Source organism: Phycisphaeraceae bacterium, assembly GCA_019636795.1.
Lineage (GTDB): Bacteria > Planctomycetota > Phycisphaerae > Phycisphaerales > UBA1924 > JAHBWW01.
Window position 1 is genome coordinate 117,884 of record JAHBWW010000005.1, and the last position, 18,114, is coordinate 135,997.

15 protein-coding genes are annotated in these 18,114 nt (G+C 60.5%); 14 read left to right on the plus strand and 1 reads right to left on the minus strand.

Annotation, left to right across the window (positions count from 1 at the left end; all coding sequences use genetic code 11):
• Positions 1-85: 85 nt before the first annotated feature.
• The 14 genes from KF757_11380 to KF757_11445 all read left to right on the plus strand — a co-directional run bounded on the left by KF757_11380 (position 86) and on the right by KF757_11445 (position 16,435).
• Positions 86-634: a Maf family protein gene (locus KF757_11380; protein MBX3323580.1), complete on the plus strand. Its 549-nt coding sequence runs from the start codon at positions 86-88 to the stop codon at positions 632-634.
• A 119-nt stretch (positions 635-753) separates the two neighbouring features.
• Complete coding sequence (gene fliM / locus KF757_11385) at positions 754-1,770, plus strand: flagellar motor switch protein FliM (GenBank protein MBX3323581.1); 1,017 nt, start codon at positions 754-756, stop codon at positions 1,768-1,770.
• 382 nt (positions 1,771-2,152) lie between these two features.
• Positions 2,153-3,547 (plus strand): transcription termination factor NusA, encoded by a 1,395-nt coding sequence (nusA, locus tag KF757_11390; GenBank protein ID MBX3323582.1) that lies wholly within the window; start codon positions 2,153-2,155, stop codon positions 3,545-3,547.
• 49 nt (positions 3,548-3,596) lie between these two features.
• Positions 3,597-6,356, plus strand: a complete 2,760-nt coding sequence (gene infB / locus KF757_11395) for a translation initiation factor IF-2 (protein MBX3323583.1) — start codon at positions 3,597-3,599, stop codon at positions 6,354-6,356.
• Positions 6,357-6,421: 65 nt separating this feature from the next.
• Positions 6,422-6,835: a DUF503 domain-containing protein gene (locus tag KF757_11400; protein ID MBX3323584.1), complete on the plus strand. Its 414-nt coding sequence runs from the start codon at positions 6,422-6,424 to the stop codon at positions 6,833-6,835.
• Positions 6,832-7,248: a 30S ribosome-binding factor RbfA gene (gene rbfA / locus KF757_11405; protein ID MBX3323585.1), complete on the plus strand. Its 417-nt coding sequence runs from the start codon at positions 6,832-6,834 to the stop codon at positions 7,246-7,248. The genes KF757_11400 and rbfA overlap by 4 nt, the downstream gene beginning before the upstream one ends.
• Complete coding sequence (locus KF757_11410; GenBank protein ID MBX3323586.1) at positions 7,248-7,919, plus strand: hypothetical protein; 672 nt, start codon at positions 7,248-7,250, stop codon at positions 7,917-7,919. Before rbfA ends, KF757_11410 begins: the two co-directional genes overlap by 1 nt.
• Positions 7,920-7,963: 44 nt before the next feature.
• Entirely contained in the window at positions 7,964-11,515 is a 3,552-nt protein-coding gene (locus tag KF757_11415; GenBank protein ID MBX3323587.1) for a hypothetical protein, read from the plus strand.
• A 79-nt stretch (positions 11,516-11,594) separates the two neighbouring features.
• Complete coding sequence (locus KF757_11420; GenBank protein ID MBX3323588.1) at positions 11,595-12,344, plus strand: YebC/PmpR family DNA-binding transcriptional regulator; 750 nt, start codon at positions 11,595-11,597, stop codon at positions 12,342-12,344.
• Positions 12,341-12,895 (plus strand): DUF1643 domain-containing protein, encoded by a 555-nt coding sequence (locus KF757_11425; protein ID MBX3323589.1) that lies wholly within the window; start codon positions 12,341-12,343, stop codon positions 12,893-12,895. The genes KF757_11420 and KF757_11425 overlap by 4 nt, the downstream gene beginning before the upstream one ends.
• Positions 12,896-13,297 (plus strand): hypothetical protein, encoded by a 402-nt coding sequence (locus tag KF757_11430; protein MBX3323590.1) that lies wholly within the window; start codon positions 12,896-12,898, stop codon positions 13,295-13,297. It begins immediately after the preceding gene.
• A 28-nt stretch (positions 13,298-13,325) separates the two neighbouring features.
• Complete coding sequence (lpxK, locus tag KF757_11435; GenBank protein MBX3323591.1) at positions 13,326-14,399, plus strand: tetraacyldisaccharide 4'-kinase; 1,074 nt, start codon at positions 13,326-13,328, stop codon at positions 14,397-14,399.
• 6 nt (positions 14,400-14,405) lie between these two features.
• Positions 14,406-15,899, plus strand: a complete 1,494-nt coding sequence (rfaE2, locus tag KF757_11440) for a D-glycero-beta-D-manno-heptose 1-phosphate adenylyltransferase (protein MBX3323592.1) — start codon at positions 14,406-14,408, stop codon at positions 15,897-15,899.
• On the plus strand, positions 15,896-16,435 hold the full coding sequence (locus KF757_11445; GenBank protein ID MBX3323593.1) for a hypothetical protein: 540 nt from the start codon (positions 15,896-15,898) through the stop codon (positions 16,433-16,435). The genes rfaE2 and KF757_11445 overlap by 4 nt, the downstream gene beginning before the upstream one ends.
• A gap of 9 nt (positions 16,436-16,444) precedes the next feature.
• Here the strand turns inward: KF757_11445 and KF757_11450 are convergent, their stop codons facing one another.
• A complete protein-coding gene (locus KF757_11450; protein MBX3323594.1) occupies positions 16,445-17,488 on the minus strand; it encodes a zinc-binding dehydrogenase in 1,044 nt (347 codons plus the stop codon).
• Positions 17,489-18,114 lie beyond the last annotated feature (626 nt).

Here is an 18,114-nt window from a genome sequence, read left to right on the forward strand (position 1 = left end):
TGACGTGGCCTTGGATGACGCTCCGATGACACGCCCCCTTCCCCCCGTCGTCTTGGCGAGTCGATCGCCGAGACGGCGGGAGCTTTTGACTTCGCACGGTATTCGTCACTCCGTCGTCAACGTCGCGATTGACGATGGCGAACTGTGTTCGCACGGGCGCGAGCCGCGCTCGTGGGTGATGTCGCTTGCCTATCTCAAAGCCGCTGCCGGGCGTCGCGACGCTCTATTCGTCCACGAAGAATCCGCTGTCCTGCTCGGTGCTGACACCATTTGCGTGCAGGGCGGGCGAATCATCGGGCAGCCACGCGATGAGGACCATGCACGCAGCATGATCCTTGAACTTGCCAATGGCGTCCACGATGTGCTCACAGGCGTTGCACTCATCGAGCCGATGACCGGGCGGCGGGATCTGTTTTTCAGTGCTGCCAGTGTTCGCGTCGGCCACCTGTCGCCCGTTGAGGTCGATTCATACGTCGCCAGCGGGCTTTGGCAGGGCAAGGCGGGCGGATATAACCTCGGGGAGCGGCTTGACGCCGGTTGGCCCATCGAGTTTGAGGGTGATCCGACCGGGGTGATGGGGCTGCCAATGACGCTTCTGGTCCCGAGGTTGTCGCGCTTTGCTGCGACCGTCTGAAACCCGGAACGCGCAGTATTTGCGCACGACGTGCGAAAATCGCGTCCAAGTAGCGGGTGCCAGGCGTGGCGGACCGATACGAGGCATGATGGGTTCATTGATGGAGGCTTCGCGCGCGCATGGCCGACGTACTTGACCAAAGCGAGGTTGACGCACTGCTCGCCGCTGTTGACGCGGGGACAGTGCAGGCGGAAGAACGTCCCAAGTCGATCTTCAGCCGCCGACCGATCGATCCTGACGAGATCGAGATCCGTTCCTACGACTTCAAACGCCCCGAGCGTGTCAGCAAGGACCAGATGCGGTCGCTCCAGACGCTGCACGAGGCCTTTGCGCGAAATTTTGGTGCGTCTCTGTCGGGTTTCATGCGCACGATCGTGGAAGTGAAGGTTGCGACATGCGAACAAATGACGTACGGCGAGTTCATCTCGGGCTTGCCGAATCCGACGAGTTTCAATCTGATCGAGGCTTCGAGCCTTGAGGGGACGATTTGCCTGGAGATCAGCCCCCTGATCGTGTACCCGATGATCGACCGTCTTCTGGGGGGGTCGTCACACGACCTGTTTATCCCCCAGAGGCCGATGACCCCGATCGAGATGAGGCTGATCAGCAATATCACCCGGCGTGCGCTGGACACCCTGAGCGAGGCGTGGGAAAGCGTGCTGAAGGTGTCGTTCTCGATTGCGTCGTCTGAGAGCAACCCGCAGTTGGTGCAGATAGTCCCCCCGAATGAGGTGGTGGTTGTGGTGGGATTGGAACTGAAAATGTCCAATCGGGCGGGGACGATGAACCTGTGTATTCCCTATAACGTGATCGAGCCTGTGATGGCGGATTTGAGTTCGCAGAGTTGGTTTAGCGTGACGAAGGGGGATTCGAACGGGGAGATTGCTCAGGTGCTTTCGAGGCAGTTGGGGCGGGCGGCGCTTGGGGTGACGGGGGTGCTGGCGGAGACGACGATCACGCTGGCGGATCTGGCGCAGTTGCAGGTTGGGGATGTGATCCTGACCGAGAAGGCGTGTGCGAAGCCTGTGGTGCTTTCGATCGAGGGGGAGAAGAAGTTTCTGGGGTCGATCGGACAGCATAAGGGCAAGCGTGCGATCCGGATTGACCGCTCGATAGCGGTTGATGACCGGGTGTGAGCATTCGGTGCGGAATTTGACCGGAGTGCGAGCCTGACACTACAGTATGTGGTACATTCGGCTGCGGGTGCGGCCGAAGGAGAGGTGTTTGGCATGCAGACGAGCAGCGTCCATGTCGGCTGATGCTTTGGGAGTTCCGGTCGTGCGTGTCGCCAGTTTTGCTGGCGTCGGCGCGGGTTCGGGAGGGGTCGTGATGGGCTGACCTTCCGGGCAGATCGTGACGGGCGGGATCGTTGACGCGATTCCCGTGGACCGGAGCCGCGAAGGTGTCAGCCACCTCTCGTGGTTCGTTTGTTTTTGTTCGTTCGCCAATTTTTTCGGGGCGACGGACGACATTCTGAAAAACTCAACATGCAGGGCACGGGCCCGTCGGAGTGATGACGTGAATACGCAAGAGATGATGAGAATTCTGGACTCGATCGCACGCGACCGGAACATTGACCGTTCGGTGCTGATTTCGGATCTGGAGCAGGCGATGGTGTCTGCTGCGCGCAAGTACTTCAACACGCTGGATGCCGAGGAGTTCACATGTTCTCTGGATCCGATTGCGGGGACGTTCTCGCTGTACAGGCACGGGGAGCCGCTGGAGATGCCGCCCGAGGCGTTTGGGCGCATCGCTGCGCAGACGTTCAAGCAGGTCATGATTCAGCGTTTCCGCGATGATGAGCGGGCGTCGATTCAGGACGAGTTCGGGAAGCGGATCGGGACGATTGTGACGGCGACTGCGCAGCGATATGACCACGGCGTGCTGATTGTGACGGTGGATCGGGCCGAGGCGGTGATGTTGCGCAATGAGCAGATTCCGGGCGAGCAGTTCATGCCTGGCGACCGGGTGCGTGCGATGGTGCTGGATGTCAAGGATGTCGGGAGTCAAGTCAAGATTTATGTGAGTCGCGGGCATCAGGACTTCATCAAGCGGCTGTTCGAGGTCGAAGTGCCGGAAGTTGCCGAGCGAATCGTCGAGATCAAAGGGATGGCGCGTGAGCCTGGCTACAGGACGAAGATTGCGGTGAGTTCGATTGACAGCAAGGTTGATGCGGTTGGGGCGTGCGTGGGCGTGCGTGGTAGCCGCATCAAGAACATTGTTGATGAACTCAATGGAGAGAAAATCGACATCGTGCGATGGAATGAGTCGAGCCAGATTCTGATCCAGAACGCGCTGAAGCCGGCCGAAGTCGCGGAGATCAGTCTTTGCTTCGAACTTGGGCGTGCCACGGTGGTGGTGCGTGATGACCAGTTGAGCCTTGCGATCGGCAAGCGTGGGCAAAATGTTCGTCTTGCGGCGCGTCTGGCGGGATGGGATATCGACATTCTGACGCCCGAGGAGTTCACAGCGGGTCTTGAGACGCTGTCGGAGACACTCGTCGGGATCGAAGGCGTGACCGAGGAAATGGTTGATCGCCTTGCGGCCCTGGGGATGGTGAGCGTTTTTGATATCGAGGAAGTCGGTGCCGAGGTGCTGATGTCGGAGCTCGAGGTTGATGCCGAGGTTGCCTCCCAGATGGTGCAGGTTTCTGCGGGCAAGGCGAAGGAAGTCGCGGCCAAGCAGCAGGCAGAGAAGGAAGAGGCAGAGCGTCGCAAGGCTGAAGAGACGGAGGCTGCGCGTCGGGCGTTGTCGGGTGAGGAGAGTCTGGAAGATATGGATCCTGACACAGCGGCGGCGGCGATTCTGGGTGCGGGTTCGTACTCGGTGCGTCGTGCACCTGCAGCGGCGAAGGTTGACAGTGGGGATGCAGACGCACGTGCGGCAGACATTCTGGGTGGTGAGCAGAACTGAGAGTTCGTTCGATTGGTGGTGACACCATCGAGAACCGTTGGAGGCTGGCTTGGCAAAGCGGGTTTTTGAAGTTGCGAAGGAACTGGGGATCACATCGAAGGCGATCGTGGAGAAGTGCCGCGCGGAGGGAATTCCCGAAGCAGTCATCAAGAACCACATGTCGACGGTGTCAGCCGGTTTGGAAGCGACGTTTCACGATTGGTTCCGCGCGGGTGACGCCGGCGGCACGGCTGTGGAGACGGCGGAGAAGGTAGACATTGAGAAGGTGCGACAGAAGGTGGTGCGTAAGGCCAAGCCGCTGTCGAAACCTGATGATGAACCGATGATGCCGGCGCCTGATACGGCGGTGTCTGTCGGTGCGAACGGCGAGAGCCATCGCGCGGTGGCGAGTAGTGGGCCGGCGAGCGTGCCTCAAACTGTTGCGGTGCGGGCTGAACCAGTGCCAACGGAGGCGGTCAAAGCACCGGAGAAGAAGCAGGCAGAGCCTCGAGAAGACCTTTCGAGCGATGGCGGGAATGTGGCCACGAAGGTGCCTGTTGGTCGGGATGTCGGCGATCGTGCGCCGGAGAAGGCTGCTTCGAGCGCGGCGCCGATGAATGTTCCGACACGGCCTCAGGTGGTCAAGCCGGCGGGGCCTCAGTTGGGTGAGCGCGAGCGTGTAAAGCTGTCGGGTCCGAAGGTTGTGCGTGTGGAGGCGCCTGAGCCTGTGGAACCGGCTCGTCCAAGGCGGAGTCCGCCTCGCGATGGTGGTGGTGGGCAAGGGGTTGGCGCGCCTGGATTCGCTCCGGCGATGCCGTCATCAGACGATGACCGTGGGCGGAGTCCGCGGCGTGGGGGTGCACCTGGTGGTGGAGGTGGTTCGAAGCGTCGTGGAGTTGCGTCATCGGGTCGCGGGAGCGACGGGACCTGGTCGGAGCAGGATCTGGCTGAGCGTGAGATGAAGTTGCAGCGTGCTGGCGGGTTCCTGAGGCAGAAGCGTCAGCAGCTCAAGCGTCAGGAAGGCGAACGAAGCCAGTCGGCAGCAGAAGCGGGCGGCAAGATCACGATAGCCGAGCCTTTCACGATCAAGGAACTGTCGGCCGCTACAGGCGTGAAGGGCGCGGACATTGTCAAGCAACTGTTTCTGCAGGGCGTGATGGCGACGATCAATTCGGGGATCGACAAGCTCAAGGCCCAGGAAATCATGCTCGAATACGACATTGAACTTGATGTCGTGGAATCGAAGAGCGCAGAGCAGCGTGTTTCGGATTCGTTTGTTGATCGGACAGTGGTCGACCTGAAGTCTCGCGGCCCGGTGGTGACGATTCTGGGTCACGTCGATCATGGCAAGACGAGCCTGCTGGATCGGATTCGCAATGCGAATGTTGCGGAAGGCGAGGCTGGGGGCATTACGCAGGCGACGAGCGCGTTCCGCGTGCCTCTGAGGTTTGGCGACGAGGACAAGCACATTGTGTTCATTGATACGCCGGGGCACGAGGCGTTTACGTCGATGCGTGCGCGTGGTGCGCATGTTACGGACATCGTGGTGCTGGTGATTGCAGCCGATGACGGCGTGATGCCTCAGACGATTGAATCGATCAGCCACGCCAAGGCTGCGAAGGTTCCGATCATTGTTGCGCTCAACAAGATCGACAAGGCCGAGGCGACGGATGGGAACATTCAGCGCATCATGGGCCAGTTGGCCGAGCATGGGCTGAACCCGGTCGAGTGGGGTGGACAGACGGAAGTCGTGCGAACGAGTGCGTTGAAGAACACGGGGATTCAGGACTTGCTGGAGGTTCTGGATCTGACGGCGCAGATGCTGGAGTTGACATCGGACTTTGGCGGCGCTGCGCGTGGAACGGTGATCGAGGCCAGACCCGAAGAGGGTCGCGGCAATGTCGCGAATATTCTGGTGCAGGACGGCTTGCTCAAGGTCGGAGATTTCATTGTGCTGGGGCGTGCTTTCGGGCGTGTGCGCGACATCACGGACGATCGTGGGCGCAGGCTGAAGGAGGCTTCGCCACCGATGCCGGTTCAGATTTCGGGCATCGATGCGCTTCCGGATGCGGGGGACAAGTTCTTTGTGACAGACACGCTCAAGAAGGCCGAGCAGGCAGCCGAGCAGCGTCGCGAGCGTGAGCGGCATGAGCAGTTGGCGCAGCCGAAGGTCACGCTGGATTCGCTGTTCAGTCAGATGGCGGAAGTGGGGCTGAAAGAGATTCTGGTGGTGCTCAAGGCGGATGTGCAGGGCTCGGTGGATGTGATCAGAAACGAGATTGAGAAGATTTCGTCGCCTGAGGTCAAGGTGCGAGTGCTGCATGCAGCGGTTGGCGGGATTACGGAATCGGACGTGATTCTGGCCGAGGCATCGAAGGCGATCATCGTCGGGTTCAACGTGATTCCTTCGGGCAAGGCTCGACGGATGAGCGAAGACAAGGGCGTGGAGATTCGGAGTTATCGCGTGATCTACAACATCACGGATGACATCCGCAAGGCGGCGGAAGGGCTGCTGGCGCCGGATGTGCGCGAGGAAGTGCTTGGGCATGCGGAGGTTCGCCAGGTCTTCAAGATCACGCGAGTGGGCGCGATCGCGGGTTGCTATGTGACGGATGGCACAGTTGAACGCGACGCGATGATCCGTGTGACGCGCAACGACATTGTCGTTGAGCACGATCGGAAACTGGAGCAGCTCAAGCGGTTCAAGGACGATGCGAAGGAGGTTCGCGCCGGGATGGAGTGCGGCATGAAGATCGCGGGATACGACGACATCAAGGCTGGCGACATCATCGAGTGCTACAAGAACGTTGAGGTCAAGCGCACGCTGTGAATCGGGCACACTCCGAGGCAAGAGTTTTGGACGTACTCCCTTTGGCGTCGTGTGAGTGCGATGAGTTGGAATGGACGGAGGGAACTGCGCTGATCGTCGGCATTCTTCAGTTTGAGTTGATGATCCATGACGCCCAATCGCTCAAGGACAAGCGGCGGGTGGTGCGGTCGGTGAAGGATCGCCTGCATCGGGAGCATCAGGTGAGTGTGGCGGAAGTTGATGCGCAGGAGCGGGCAGATCTGGCAGTGCTTGGGCTGGCGATGGTTGGTGGAGACGGGCGGTACATCGGTCAGACGCTTGATCGAATCACCGAGAAGCTGCGATCGTTGCACGATGCGGAACTGGGGAACATGCGGCGGGAACTCTTGTATGGGGCTGCGGGGCCTGAGGCGTTGACTGAAGACGATGCCAATTCCTTTGAAGGGATCGAACGTGAGATGCTGCGTCGAGCCGAGCAAGAGCCGGAGGGGCTGGAGTGAAACGTCGAACGCTTCAGATTGGATCAGAACTCGAGAAGGCAATCAATGAAGTGCTGGCTCGCGGACTTGCGGACCCGCGTGCCAAGGGCCTGATCACTGTGACAGCAGTTGAGGTTGTCGAGGATCTCTCGGCTGCGCGAGTGATGGTTTCGATTCATCCCGAAGAGCACGAGAAGTTGACGATGCATGCGTTGGTCTCGGCGAGTGGATACTTGCGGCGCGAGGTGATGAAACGTGTGCACTTGCGGTTGATGCCGGTACTGATTTTCAAACTGGACACCGGGCTGAAGAATCAGGCCAAGGTGTTTGAGTTGCTTGGAAAGATCGCGGAGGAGCGTGCGGCGCTCGAAGAAAAAGGCCCGGCGACGGAGCAGAGTGAGGATCAGTCGGGTGAATCGGGAGCCGGCATGTGATGGACAAGGATGGCACCGACCGCATTCGCGAGATTCTTGAACGATTGGTTGTGGAAACCGATCGTTGCAGAGATTCTGACTGTGCTCTGGGCGAAGTGCGCTCGGAGTGTCGGTTTGTCAATCAGGTGGTGTATTCTTTCATCCTGTGGGAGAGCACGGCAATGCGCGCCGAGCGTGCGATCGTCGCGATCGATGAATCGCTGGCGGATGTCAATGAGTTGCGGGTGTGTCTTCCTTCGGACTTGATAGGGATTATCGGTTCGCGTTACCCCAGGGCGGAAGAGCGTTCGAGGCGTTTGCGTGCGTGCCTTGGGGCAGTCTATGAGCGTGAGCACGCGATGGACCTGAGTTTTCTGGAACAGCAGACCAAGCGTGATGCGCGAGCGTATCTGGACGGGATGGAGGGCATGGTGCCGTTTGTTGCATCGCGTGTGATGCTGCTCGAACTGGGCGGGCATGCATTTCCGATGGATGGGCGTCTTTGTGCGCATGCGCGTGCATTGCTCGAACTGGAAGAGAAGCCCGACGCGATGGCGCTCCTGCTTGAGCGGGCGTTTTATGCGGGGGAAATTCCGCCGATTTATCGGTGCCTCGAGAGGCTGATGAACGCTGAGACTGGCGCGGCGCGAGAGTCAAACGAGACTCGTGAGACGGAAAAAGGCTTGTCGTGAGGCGGGCAACGCATACAACTCGATCGGGGTTCTGGTCTACGTCGATGTGGTCGATCGGTTGCGTGATTCTGGTGGTGCTGGGGCTCACAGCGTGTGCTTCGAACCAGCATGACAACTCACGCCCGGACAGCGCGTTATCGCGAGGTGCTGGGCAGGACATCGAATCGAGTGCGGAACTGATAGAAGCGTTGAAAGCGCGTGCTGACGAGCAGGAAGTAACTGCCAAGCCGGTTCAGAACACGGGTGTGCAGCGGCCTTGGATGCCACGGGATGTCCGAAGCGATGGTGCGGCTGAAGCGTCTGCGACTCTGGACCTTGCGGAGATATTGAGCGACATACGAAACCGGCCATTGTTTGCGGGCGATATGGCGCGAGCGGCAGTCGATGAATCAAGTCAGGATCAGGCGCTTCGGCTGTATGTGCAAGCGCGCGTGCGCAGTGGCGAAGGAGACGGCTCTGGTGCGCTGTCACTGCTGGAACGTGCGGCAAGGCTCGATCCGAGTTCGGCACAGATCTGGAGCGAACTGGGGCAGGCGCAGATCAGACAGGGGCTTCGGAGTTCTGGCGTGTCGTCGCTTCGGCAGGCGGCGGCCAACGGAGCGGATGATCTTCGTATCTGGGCGCTTGTGGGCATGGATGCAGCACGGCGGCGCAACATTGAGGAAGCAACGCGATGGCTTGCCGAGGCCCATGCCAGGATCGACAATCAGACGGACCCATACGCAGTCGCGTGGATCAGTGTGTCGCTGGGCGAGTTGTTGCTGGAGCAAGGCTCCCTGCGAGCGGGGATCGATCTGATTGAGCCGGTGCTGCGCCGAGATCAGGAAACGCATATCGCTTCACCGTTTGCGAGCGAGTATGCGGTGCTCGTGCGGCGTCATCCATTGCTTTGGATGTCGGTCGCGGATGCACAAAGCGAACTTGCGGACTGGGCAGGGGCGGCGGCAGGATACGAGCGGGCGGCTGCGTATGAGGGAATGCCTCGAGATGAGCTTGAACGTCGTCGCATGTACTGTCTGTACCGACTTGGTCGTACGGCGGAGGCGTCATTGATTGCCATCGCAGCATTGTCATCGGGTGCCGGGCATGCGGAGGCTTCGGATCTGGAGTTTCTGTCGGCGCTGGGGCAGCATGAACCGTTGTTGCATCGAACAATCAACGCGCTGGCGTCGAGCGGCCCGGGGGGTCTGCCAAGTCAGCGAACAGCAATGCTCTTTGCACAGATTGCAACGCTATCGAACTCGTCGTGGAAGCATCGCGTGGCGTTGGTGCCATCGGACTTGAGGCTGAGCCCGCAGTTGATTCTTGCGCTGACGACCTCGTCACAAGTAGACACTGAGCGTTGGGAAATTGCAGTTCGGCTGGCGGCTCTGCAGCCAGAAGATGTGGAGTTGATTGCGGACGCGCTGTGTGCTGTGCCGGTGATCTCGACGGCGGAACTAAAGCGGCTGAGCAGCCGAAGCCCGACAGATCTGCTTTCGCTTGCGGTGCAGGTGCGATTGGGTGTGGCGAACCGAAAGGCGGATCTGGAGGCATTGGCTGCGTTGTCACCCATGCATCGTGTGCTGGCGTTGCGCATTGGGAGCCAGAGCGGGCGGTGGGAAGATGTGCAGGCTCTTTTTGAAGGCAAGTCGGATGGAACGGCGATGCTGCGGGCTCGGGCGCTTGCGGCTGCGTGGCGGTTGGGCGAGGCTGTGGAGATATTGAGTGCTGATGACGCAGCGGTGGTGACTAGCGTCAATGATGGTTTGTGGGCGATGGACGTTGTTGCCGATGCCGGTGCGGTTGATGCTCAGGATGCACTCGTTCGGCGGCTGATCGAGATAGATCCACGCGATGAGCGCTCGATTGTGCGAGCCGTCGAGATGGTGTTGGGTGCAAGCGCAGGAGCGAAGTCAGAGTCGCTTCGCGTGCTCCTGCTCGAACAGGATCTGGTGCGCGACTCAGTGCGTGCGCGAGTTCGTGAGCAACTGGCGATGATCGAGCGGGCACGATTCGGTGCTGAATCGATACGATTGCTCCAGAGGCTGATCGATCTGGAGATGATCCCGCACGATGAGCAGTATTCGTCGTGCTTTGCCTACTGGGCGACGCTGGATGATGCGTCTGGCCCGGCGGCGCTGGAGGAAGCGGAATCATGGCTTCGGTCACGCATTGATCGCGACAGGCCTGAAGAGGCGGCATCGTTGGCTCTCGCTCGCCTGCTCGTGCTGATGAGGCGTGGTGAGGAGGGGCTTACGCTGCTCGATGATCCGGCGCTTGCGTCGACGCCGAGGGTGGAAAGGACGCGTGAGTTTGTGCTTCGCTCGCTTGGGCGTGGCGAGGAGGCGATGGATCGGGCGATCGCACGACTGGGGACCGAGCCGCGGTCGGTTGAGGAGCTGCTTGAACTTCTGGCACTTCAGTTCGATCGCGGCGAGAGTCTTGATGATGTGCTTGAAGAATTGGCGAAGGTGCCGCCGTGGGTGCAGGTGCGGAGCTCGGTACGTGAAGCGATGTTGGTTGTGGCTGGGCGTCTGTCTGGTGAAGTTCTGAACGCGCAGACCGACACAGCGCGGCATGAACGCGCTGGCCAGTTCGTGACATTGATCGAGTTCGTCTCGGGTCGCCATGCGCTTGCGATGCCGGAGCCGATGCACCGGTTTCGACTTGCGTGCCTCTCGATGCTGCCCAACGTTACTCTTGACTCCATTCTCAGTGCGGCCGACTCGTTCGCCAATGAGCATGGTCAAGTGAGCGAGGCGGCGTTCGCCGAAACGTTCGGCGCGCTGCTTCAGACGCAACGGACACAGGAATCGCTGATCTTTGCGGCCCACGCGACGACGAATGCGAATGAGTTTCTCGCGGATCGCTGGCGTCAGATGCTGTTGCCTCTGGCAACGCTTGGCACGATCGCGACTGTGGATCGGGTTCTTGTGAGGCTTGCAGAGACGGGGCAGATCGCTGCAGCGGTCGATGCGACGCGGACGGACGATCATCCGGGAGATATCGGCCCCACGGATGACCGTGCGGAGATCGCGTATGTGCTGGCCAGCATCGCAGCGTCGAGGCAGCGTGAGGCGGCGGCGGCGCTGCTGTATCAGAAGGCGCTTGAGTTTCAAGCCGATCATCCGTGGGTGTGCAATGACTACGCATATTTTCTGATCGAGCGCGATCAGGAATTGTCGGAGGCCGAGCGGCTCGTTCAGATCGCGTATGCGAAACTGACGACGAATGGCAATGTGCTCGATACGTTTGGGTGGCTGCGCTACAGGCAGGGACGGTTTGCGGATGGAGAGTATGGCTTGGGGGCGGTGTCGCTGCTTGCCCGAGCCGCGCTGACGACTGAGGGCGTGTCGAATCCGACGATCCAGAATCATCTGGGCGATGCGCGGTGGCGTGACGGGGATGCTGCGGGCGCAAGCGAAGCGTGGGTTCGAGCTGAGGTGCTGTATCTGGCACGGCAGCGGACGTATCAGACCACCGAGCAGCGCCGTCTGCCGGAGTATTCGAGGTTGGAAGTAGCTTTGCGGAATGTACGGGAGAAATTGCGGGCTGTGGAAGCCGGTGGTCGGCCTCCGGTGGCGCCGATCGTTGAAACAGGCGGGCAACAATAGAGGCGGGCGCACGTCGAGCGGGAAACAATCAGAAACCATTCCAGAGATCATTCTGGGCAGTCTAGCAAAGAGGACGAGCATGGCCGGTCACAGCAAATGGGCGAATATCAGGCACCGCAAGGAGCGCCAGGATAAGAAGAAGGGCAAGGTGTGGTCGAAGTGTTCGAAGGCGATCATGGCTGCAGCTCGCGCCGGCGGGGGAGATCCGGACACGAACCTTTCGCTGCGATATGCAATCGACGAAGCCAAGTACGCCAACATGCCCAAGGACACGATCCAGCGGGCGATTGACAAGGGGGCGGGTGCAACTGGCGGCGAAGATTGGGCCGAAGTGAGTTATGAAGGCTACGGCCCGGGCGGGATCGCGGTGATCATCGACGCGCTGACGGACAATCGCAATCGCACGGTGACGGATCTGCGGACGATCTTCAAGAAGGTGGGATGCTCGCTCGCGACGACGGGCGCGGTGTCGTTTCAGTTTCAGACAAAGGGACAGATCGTGCTCGATGGCGAGTATGAGGAAGAGAAGGTCATGGAGTGTGCGCTCGAGGCCGGTGCTTCGGATGTCGAAGCGCCCGAGGCCGGTGGGGCGTGGACGATTCTGACTGATCCGACTGATTTTCAAAGTGTCAAGGAAGCGGTCGAGGGCGCGGGCATGAAGATTCTCGAAGCACGCATTGCCAAGATTCCGAAGGAGAGCCAGGAGATTCGAGGCGAGGACGCGCGAAAACTGCTGGCGTTTCTCGAAGCGCTCGAGGACAACGACGACGTGCAGAACGTGTACTCGAATGCGGACATCCCGGCGGATGAACTCGAGAAGATGGGGTGAGTGTGCCGGTTGTTGCGGGTGCGAAGTTGATGCCATGGATCGGGCGGGCAAGTTTCGACCGTTCGGGCAGATACCGGTATGCGCTTCAGCGGCAATGGGCCGCGGGGGGGCGTCGCGTGTGCTTCTGCATGCTCAACCCGAGTACTGCTGACGCATCGAAGAACGATCCGACCGTGCGGCGCTGTATCGGATACGCCCAGCGGTGGGGGTTTGATGCGCTGGAGGTTGTGAATATCTTTGCGCTGCGTTCGACGGATCCGCGCGGGCTTTATGAGGCTGCGGATCCGATCGGGCCTCGCAATGACGCGGCGATTGTGCGGGCTGCCGAGCGTGCGCAGTTGCTAGTGCTGGCTTGGGGTGGACATGGGGAACTTGGGGGACGGGGGAGGGAGGTCGTGAGGCTTGTATCGAAGACGAAGTCCGCGATGTGTCTGGGTGTGACGCAGTCGGGTGAGCCGCGACATCCGTTGTATTTGTCGCAAAGCGAACTACCGATGGCGATCCCGAGTTTTGTGCTTGAGGCTGCCGGTGCGGCGCGGTATGCTGGGTGAATGTTCGTGCTTGGCGCAGATCCGGTGTTTCCTGTGGGAGTGGTGCTGCCGATGGCGGTGGTGGCACTTGTCGCAACGTGTCTGCATCTGATTGCCATGCAAGGTTCGGCGATGCCAGCGAGTCGGAAGCGGATTCGCACGACGTCTGGTATGCTGAGTCTGCTTTTGATTCCGTTGGCGGCGTACGGGTTTGGCATCGCGACGACTGACGATCAGCGCGTGTTCGTCATGGTGTGGCTGGCCGTGCTGGGGGTGATGGGGATCATGGTTGTCCTTGCTGGGCTTGACATGCTCAACAATGTGCGCATTCACGCAAGCGAGCAGCGGCAGATTCGGGCCAATCTCCGATCGTTGCGGGCGGAGTTGCATGAATATGTCGAACGCCATCGGGCCGGGGGCTGAGCGGGGGCAGACACGCTAGGGTTCTGGCGTGAGCGAATCTGCCGCAAGGACAGAGAATACGCAGCGACCTCCGGTCCGGGGGTTGCTCGGGCGCGCGCTGAGCAAAGTGTATGAAGTTGAACTGAACCGCAGATCGCGCAGGTTCGATGCCGGGGTTGGAGTGCACCGGCTTGATCGACCGGTCATCAGCGTCGGGAATCTGTCGGTCGGCGGAACGGGCAAGACTCCGACGGTGACGGCTGTTTCTCGATGGCTGCTCGAGGCCGGGCATAGGCCTTGCATTGCGATGCGTGGATATCGGGCTCGCGATGGCGAGTCGGATGAGGCGATGGAGTATCGGCAGGTGATCGCGGGTGTGCCTGTGGTGGCCAAGCCCGACCGTCGCGCCGGGTTGAACACACTTTTCGCATCGCCAGAGGGAGCGGGTGTAGATTGCGTAGTGCTCGACGACGGGTTTCAGCATCGCCGACTCGCGCGCGATCTGGATCTTGTGCTGATCGATGCGACGCGCGATCCGTTTGCCGATAGGTTGCTCCCCGCGGGATGGCTGCGCGAGCGACCCGAAGCACTGCGGCGGGCACACGCGGTTGTTGTGACGCACGCTGAGCGAGTCGGTGTGGGTGTCGTTGAGCGGATGTTCGAACGCCTCTCCCGAATCAACGCGCAGTTGACCCTGGCGAGTTCATGGCACCACTGGTCGGGCCTAAGTGTGCGCGAATTCGATGGCGCGGTCGAGCAACATCCGGTGTCGTGGCTCAACGGGCAGCGAGTGCTCGCGGTGTGTGGCATCGGCAATGGGGCGGCGTTTGTGGCGGCAGCTGAGGGAGCGGTTGGCAGCGCGCTGGCGGGTGCAATCGTGCTGCGCGATCATGCACACTATGACCGCCGCACGCTCGACCGAATTTTCCGAGCGGTCAAGCAAACACAGGCCGATGTCATTTTGACAACGCGCAAAGATGATGTCAAACTCTCGGCATGGGCTACGAGGGATGGTCTTTGCCCCGTGGCAACAGCCGAACTGGAGATTCGTTTTGATCGGGGGAAGGACGCTCTGCGCGAGCGGGTGCTCCAAGTCGTGGCGAGCGGAAGCCGAATACGATAGGTCCACATGGATCGATTGCTTGAACATCTTGCTGCGTGGAAGCCATTCACGGCTGTGGTTGTCGGTGATTTCATGCTCGATCAGTTGCTGTTTGGCGATGCCGAGCGGCTGAGTTCGGATGCGCCCGTGCCAGTGCTTCAGGTGCGGCGTCAGGAAAATATGCCGGGCGGCGCTGCCAACTTGTGCATGGATCTTGCCGCGATGAAAGGCCGCGTGTATGCGCTCGGGGTTGTAGGACTCGATCCGGAAGGGCAGGTTCTCCGACGCGAGATGGATACGCGCGGCATCGACACCACGGGCCTGATCGCTGATGCGTCACGCCCGACGACGATCAAACGCAATCTGATCGGTCTCGCGCAGGCGCGGCACCCTCAGAAAATGTTTCGCGTGGACTTCGAATCGCGCGAACCGATCGCGTTGAGTATCAGCGATGCGATCCTGGCACGTCTCGATGCGATTCTGTCCGAGGCCGACATCGTGTGCATCGAAGATTACGGCAAGGGCGTCTGCACCGATGCACTCTGCCAGGAGGTGATTCGTCGATCGCGTGCCCGCGGGCGCGAGGTGCTGGTGGATCCGTGCATCTCAACGGACTTTGTGCGTTATCGGGGTGCGACAGCGATCACTCCCAATCGCACCGAAGCCGAGCGGGCGACGGGCCTCAAGACCCACGAACACGCAGACGCGGAGCACAACGCGGCACTGGCTCGCGGGTTGCTGGCTCGGTTGGAACTCGATGCAGTGGTGTTGACGCTTGATCGTCATGGCGCGCTTCTGCTTGAACGCACAACCGATGAGCCGCTTCCGGTGCCCACGATCGCTCGCGATGTGTACGACGTGACTGGTGCGGGCGACATGATGCTCGCGGGACTGGCAGCATCGCGTGCCAATGGGCTCGACTGGCCCAGCGCGGTGCGGCTGGCCAACGCTGCTGCAGGTCTCGAAGTGCAAGTGTTCGGCGTGAAACCAATCCCGATTGAACGCATCCACCACGAGATTCTCGAACAACAGGCTCTGCGACTGGGCAAACTGCGCTCGCTCGAACAGATACAAGTGCAGGTGCGTGCGGTGCGTGAGGATGGGGGCAGCGTCGCCTTCACGAACGGGTGTTTCGACGTCATTCACGCTGGGCATGTGCGTCTGCTCGAACAGGCATCGCAGACTGCCAGCCTGCTCATCATCGGGCTCAACAGTGATGCTTCGGTTCAGAGACTCAAAGGCCCCGAGCGCCCGATCAACGGCGAGCAGGATCGCGCTCGTGTGCTTGGCTCAATTTCGGGTGTCGGATCAATCGTTCTCTTCGATGAAGACACACCGATGGGTCTCATCGAGGCAATTCGACCGGATGTGCTTATCAAGGGCGCGGATTATCAAGAACATCAGGTGGTCGGAGCCGATCTGGTCAAGAGTTATGGCGGGCGTGTGCACCTGATCGAGCTTGTTGCCGGCAAGAGTACAACGTCCACAATCGAGCGCATGCGGAAGCCATTGGGCCCATGACTGATGACGCGAGGTCACAACCAGATTTTGTGGGAGTGCGGCGTGTGCATCTCGCTGTGATCGAGCCGGGACTCGTGCGGGCCATGCTCGAGGGCAATAAGCGCATCGAATCGCGCTTCTCTCGCACACGGCGTGCGCCGTTCGGGCAGATCGAGGTGGACGATCGGGTGTATTTTCTGGCCCGCCGGGCAGGATTGATCGTGACTGGTCGCGTCGAGCGCGTCGAGTCGTTTGAGGGGCTCGACGAGCGAGGGGTGCGAGACTTGCGCGATCGTTATGGTCCATGTATCGCAGCAGCCGAAGCATACTGGCATCAAAAAAATGATGCACGCTTTGCGACATTGATGTGGTTTGACAGATTTGAGAAGGCGGCATTCGCACCCGACGACGTTCACGGGCGAGAGCGGTCGTATCGCTCGGCGTGGATCATCCGCCCCGGCGAGCAGTGTGTCTATCCGGCCTGTTGCCAGCACGAAGCTCAACGAAGCGCGAGGACTGAGCCGAGCCTGTTCGAATCGAGTTGCGCAGGAACATGATTCACCGGCTTAGCGCCAATCGATGACAATTTTTCCAAAATGTTCCCCGGCCTCATAACGTTCATACGCTGTGAACGCCTCGTCTGCCGAGAAGACAGTGTCGACGACCGGTTTGAGCGCACCAGTGCGGTAGAGTGCAACGACTTCGCGGAACTCATCGTTCGAGCCCATGGTCGAGCCGAGGATGCGGAGTTGGTTCCAGAATATGCGGGCGAGGTCGGTGGTGGCATCGGGGCCGGTGGTGCAGCCTGGGGTGACATACGCTCCGCCGCGCGCCAGCGACTTGATGCAGTTGAGGTGTGTGGCTTTGCCGACGGAATCGATAGCCATGTCAACGCCGCGTTTGCCGGTCCACGCGCGCACATCGCGCGACCAGTCCTGGCCCTCGTCGAGAATCAGACATTCGGCACCGAGTTGGCGAGCGTGTTCTAGTTTAGTGCGGCTTCGGCTCGTGACGCAGACAGAGCATCCAAAGTGCCGCGCGATGGCCAGAGCGCTGGTCGCTACTCCGCCACTGATGCCGGTGATGAGCACGCGCTGTCCGGGTGCGAGTTGGCCTTTGGTGATCATCATCGAGTAGGCGGTGAGCGCGCACAGGCCGAACGCAGCCGCCTCGATCGGATCGCAGTCATCGACTGCCGCGAGGTTGTCGGCTGGGCAGGAAAACTGTGCGGCGTGTGCCCCGAAGTGGTGCTCGCCGATGAGTTCATATTCAGGCGCGAGCGTGGTTCGTGGTGGCTCGGTTGGTGAGAGTGGCCTGACGATGCGCATCGCGGCGTTGTAGATCACCTGCTTGCCGATCCACGCTGGATTGACGTTCGGTCCGACTGATTCCACGATGCCACAACCGTCGCACCCCGAGATACGCGGGTAGGCGAGTTCCAGCCCCGGCACGCCGCGACCGACCCAGAGATCCATATAGTTAAACGCCGACGCGAGTGTGCGGACGGTGACGAATCCGGCCCGCGGCGGCTGCAGATCGGGCCAGTCATTGCGGACTTGGATGTTGGGCGCAACGGGGTTGCCTTGCTTGGTGACGACGATGGCTTTCATGGGGTAGGCTATGTAGGGCGAGGTGATTGTGCCTGCCGAGTCGACCGATTTCGGGTACGAGGTCCGTTGTGCTGAGGTGTTCGGCGATCAAAACACGAAAATCGAGCAGATCGGGAAGCATTTGTCTGAGCATGTGGTATGATGCTTTAATGGGCCGCTTTGTGCTTGCCATGGTGATGATCTGGTCGCTGCTGCTTAGCCAAGGCTGGCAAGCGGAGTCAATGATCGCCGCGGCCGAGTGCTGTAAGATCGTGGTTGAGCCGGGGTACTGCAATCTTGATGAGTCCGAGAATAGTTACGGACGTGCCGGTGCCAACGCATTGTCCTGTTGCGCTTCCGCTTTAGAAACGACGAGCAGTCCGACGAGCTCGAACCACGATGGCCGCGACTCACCGGATTGCCCGGCATCCGGCGAAGAGTGTCCGTGTCTGTGCTGCCAACGCGTGCCTGCAACATCCAGTGCGTCTGCGTTCTCGTGGGCGGCAGCACTCGAGATTCCGAATCAATTAAGCATTGGTGAGGAGCGTGCGGCTCCTCTGTCGCGTTCTTTGCGGCCACCAAGCCCGCCTCCGAAGGTCTCCTGAATGTGTTGAGTTGACTTCTCGAGTCGCTTCGGCCCGTTGTGG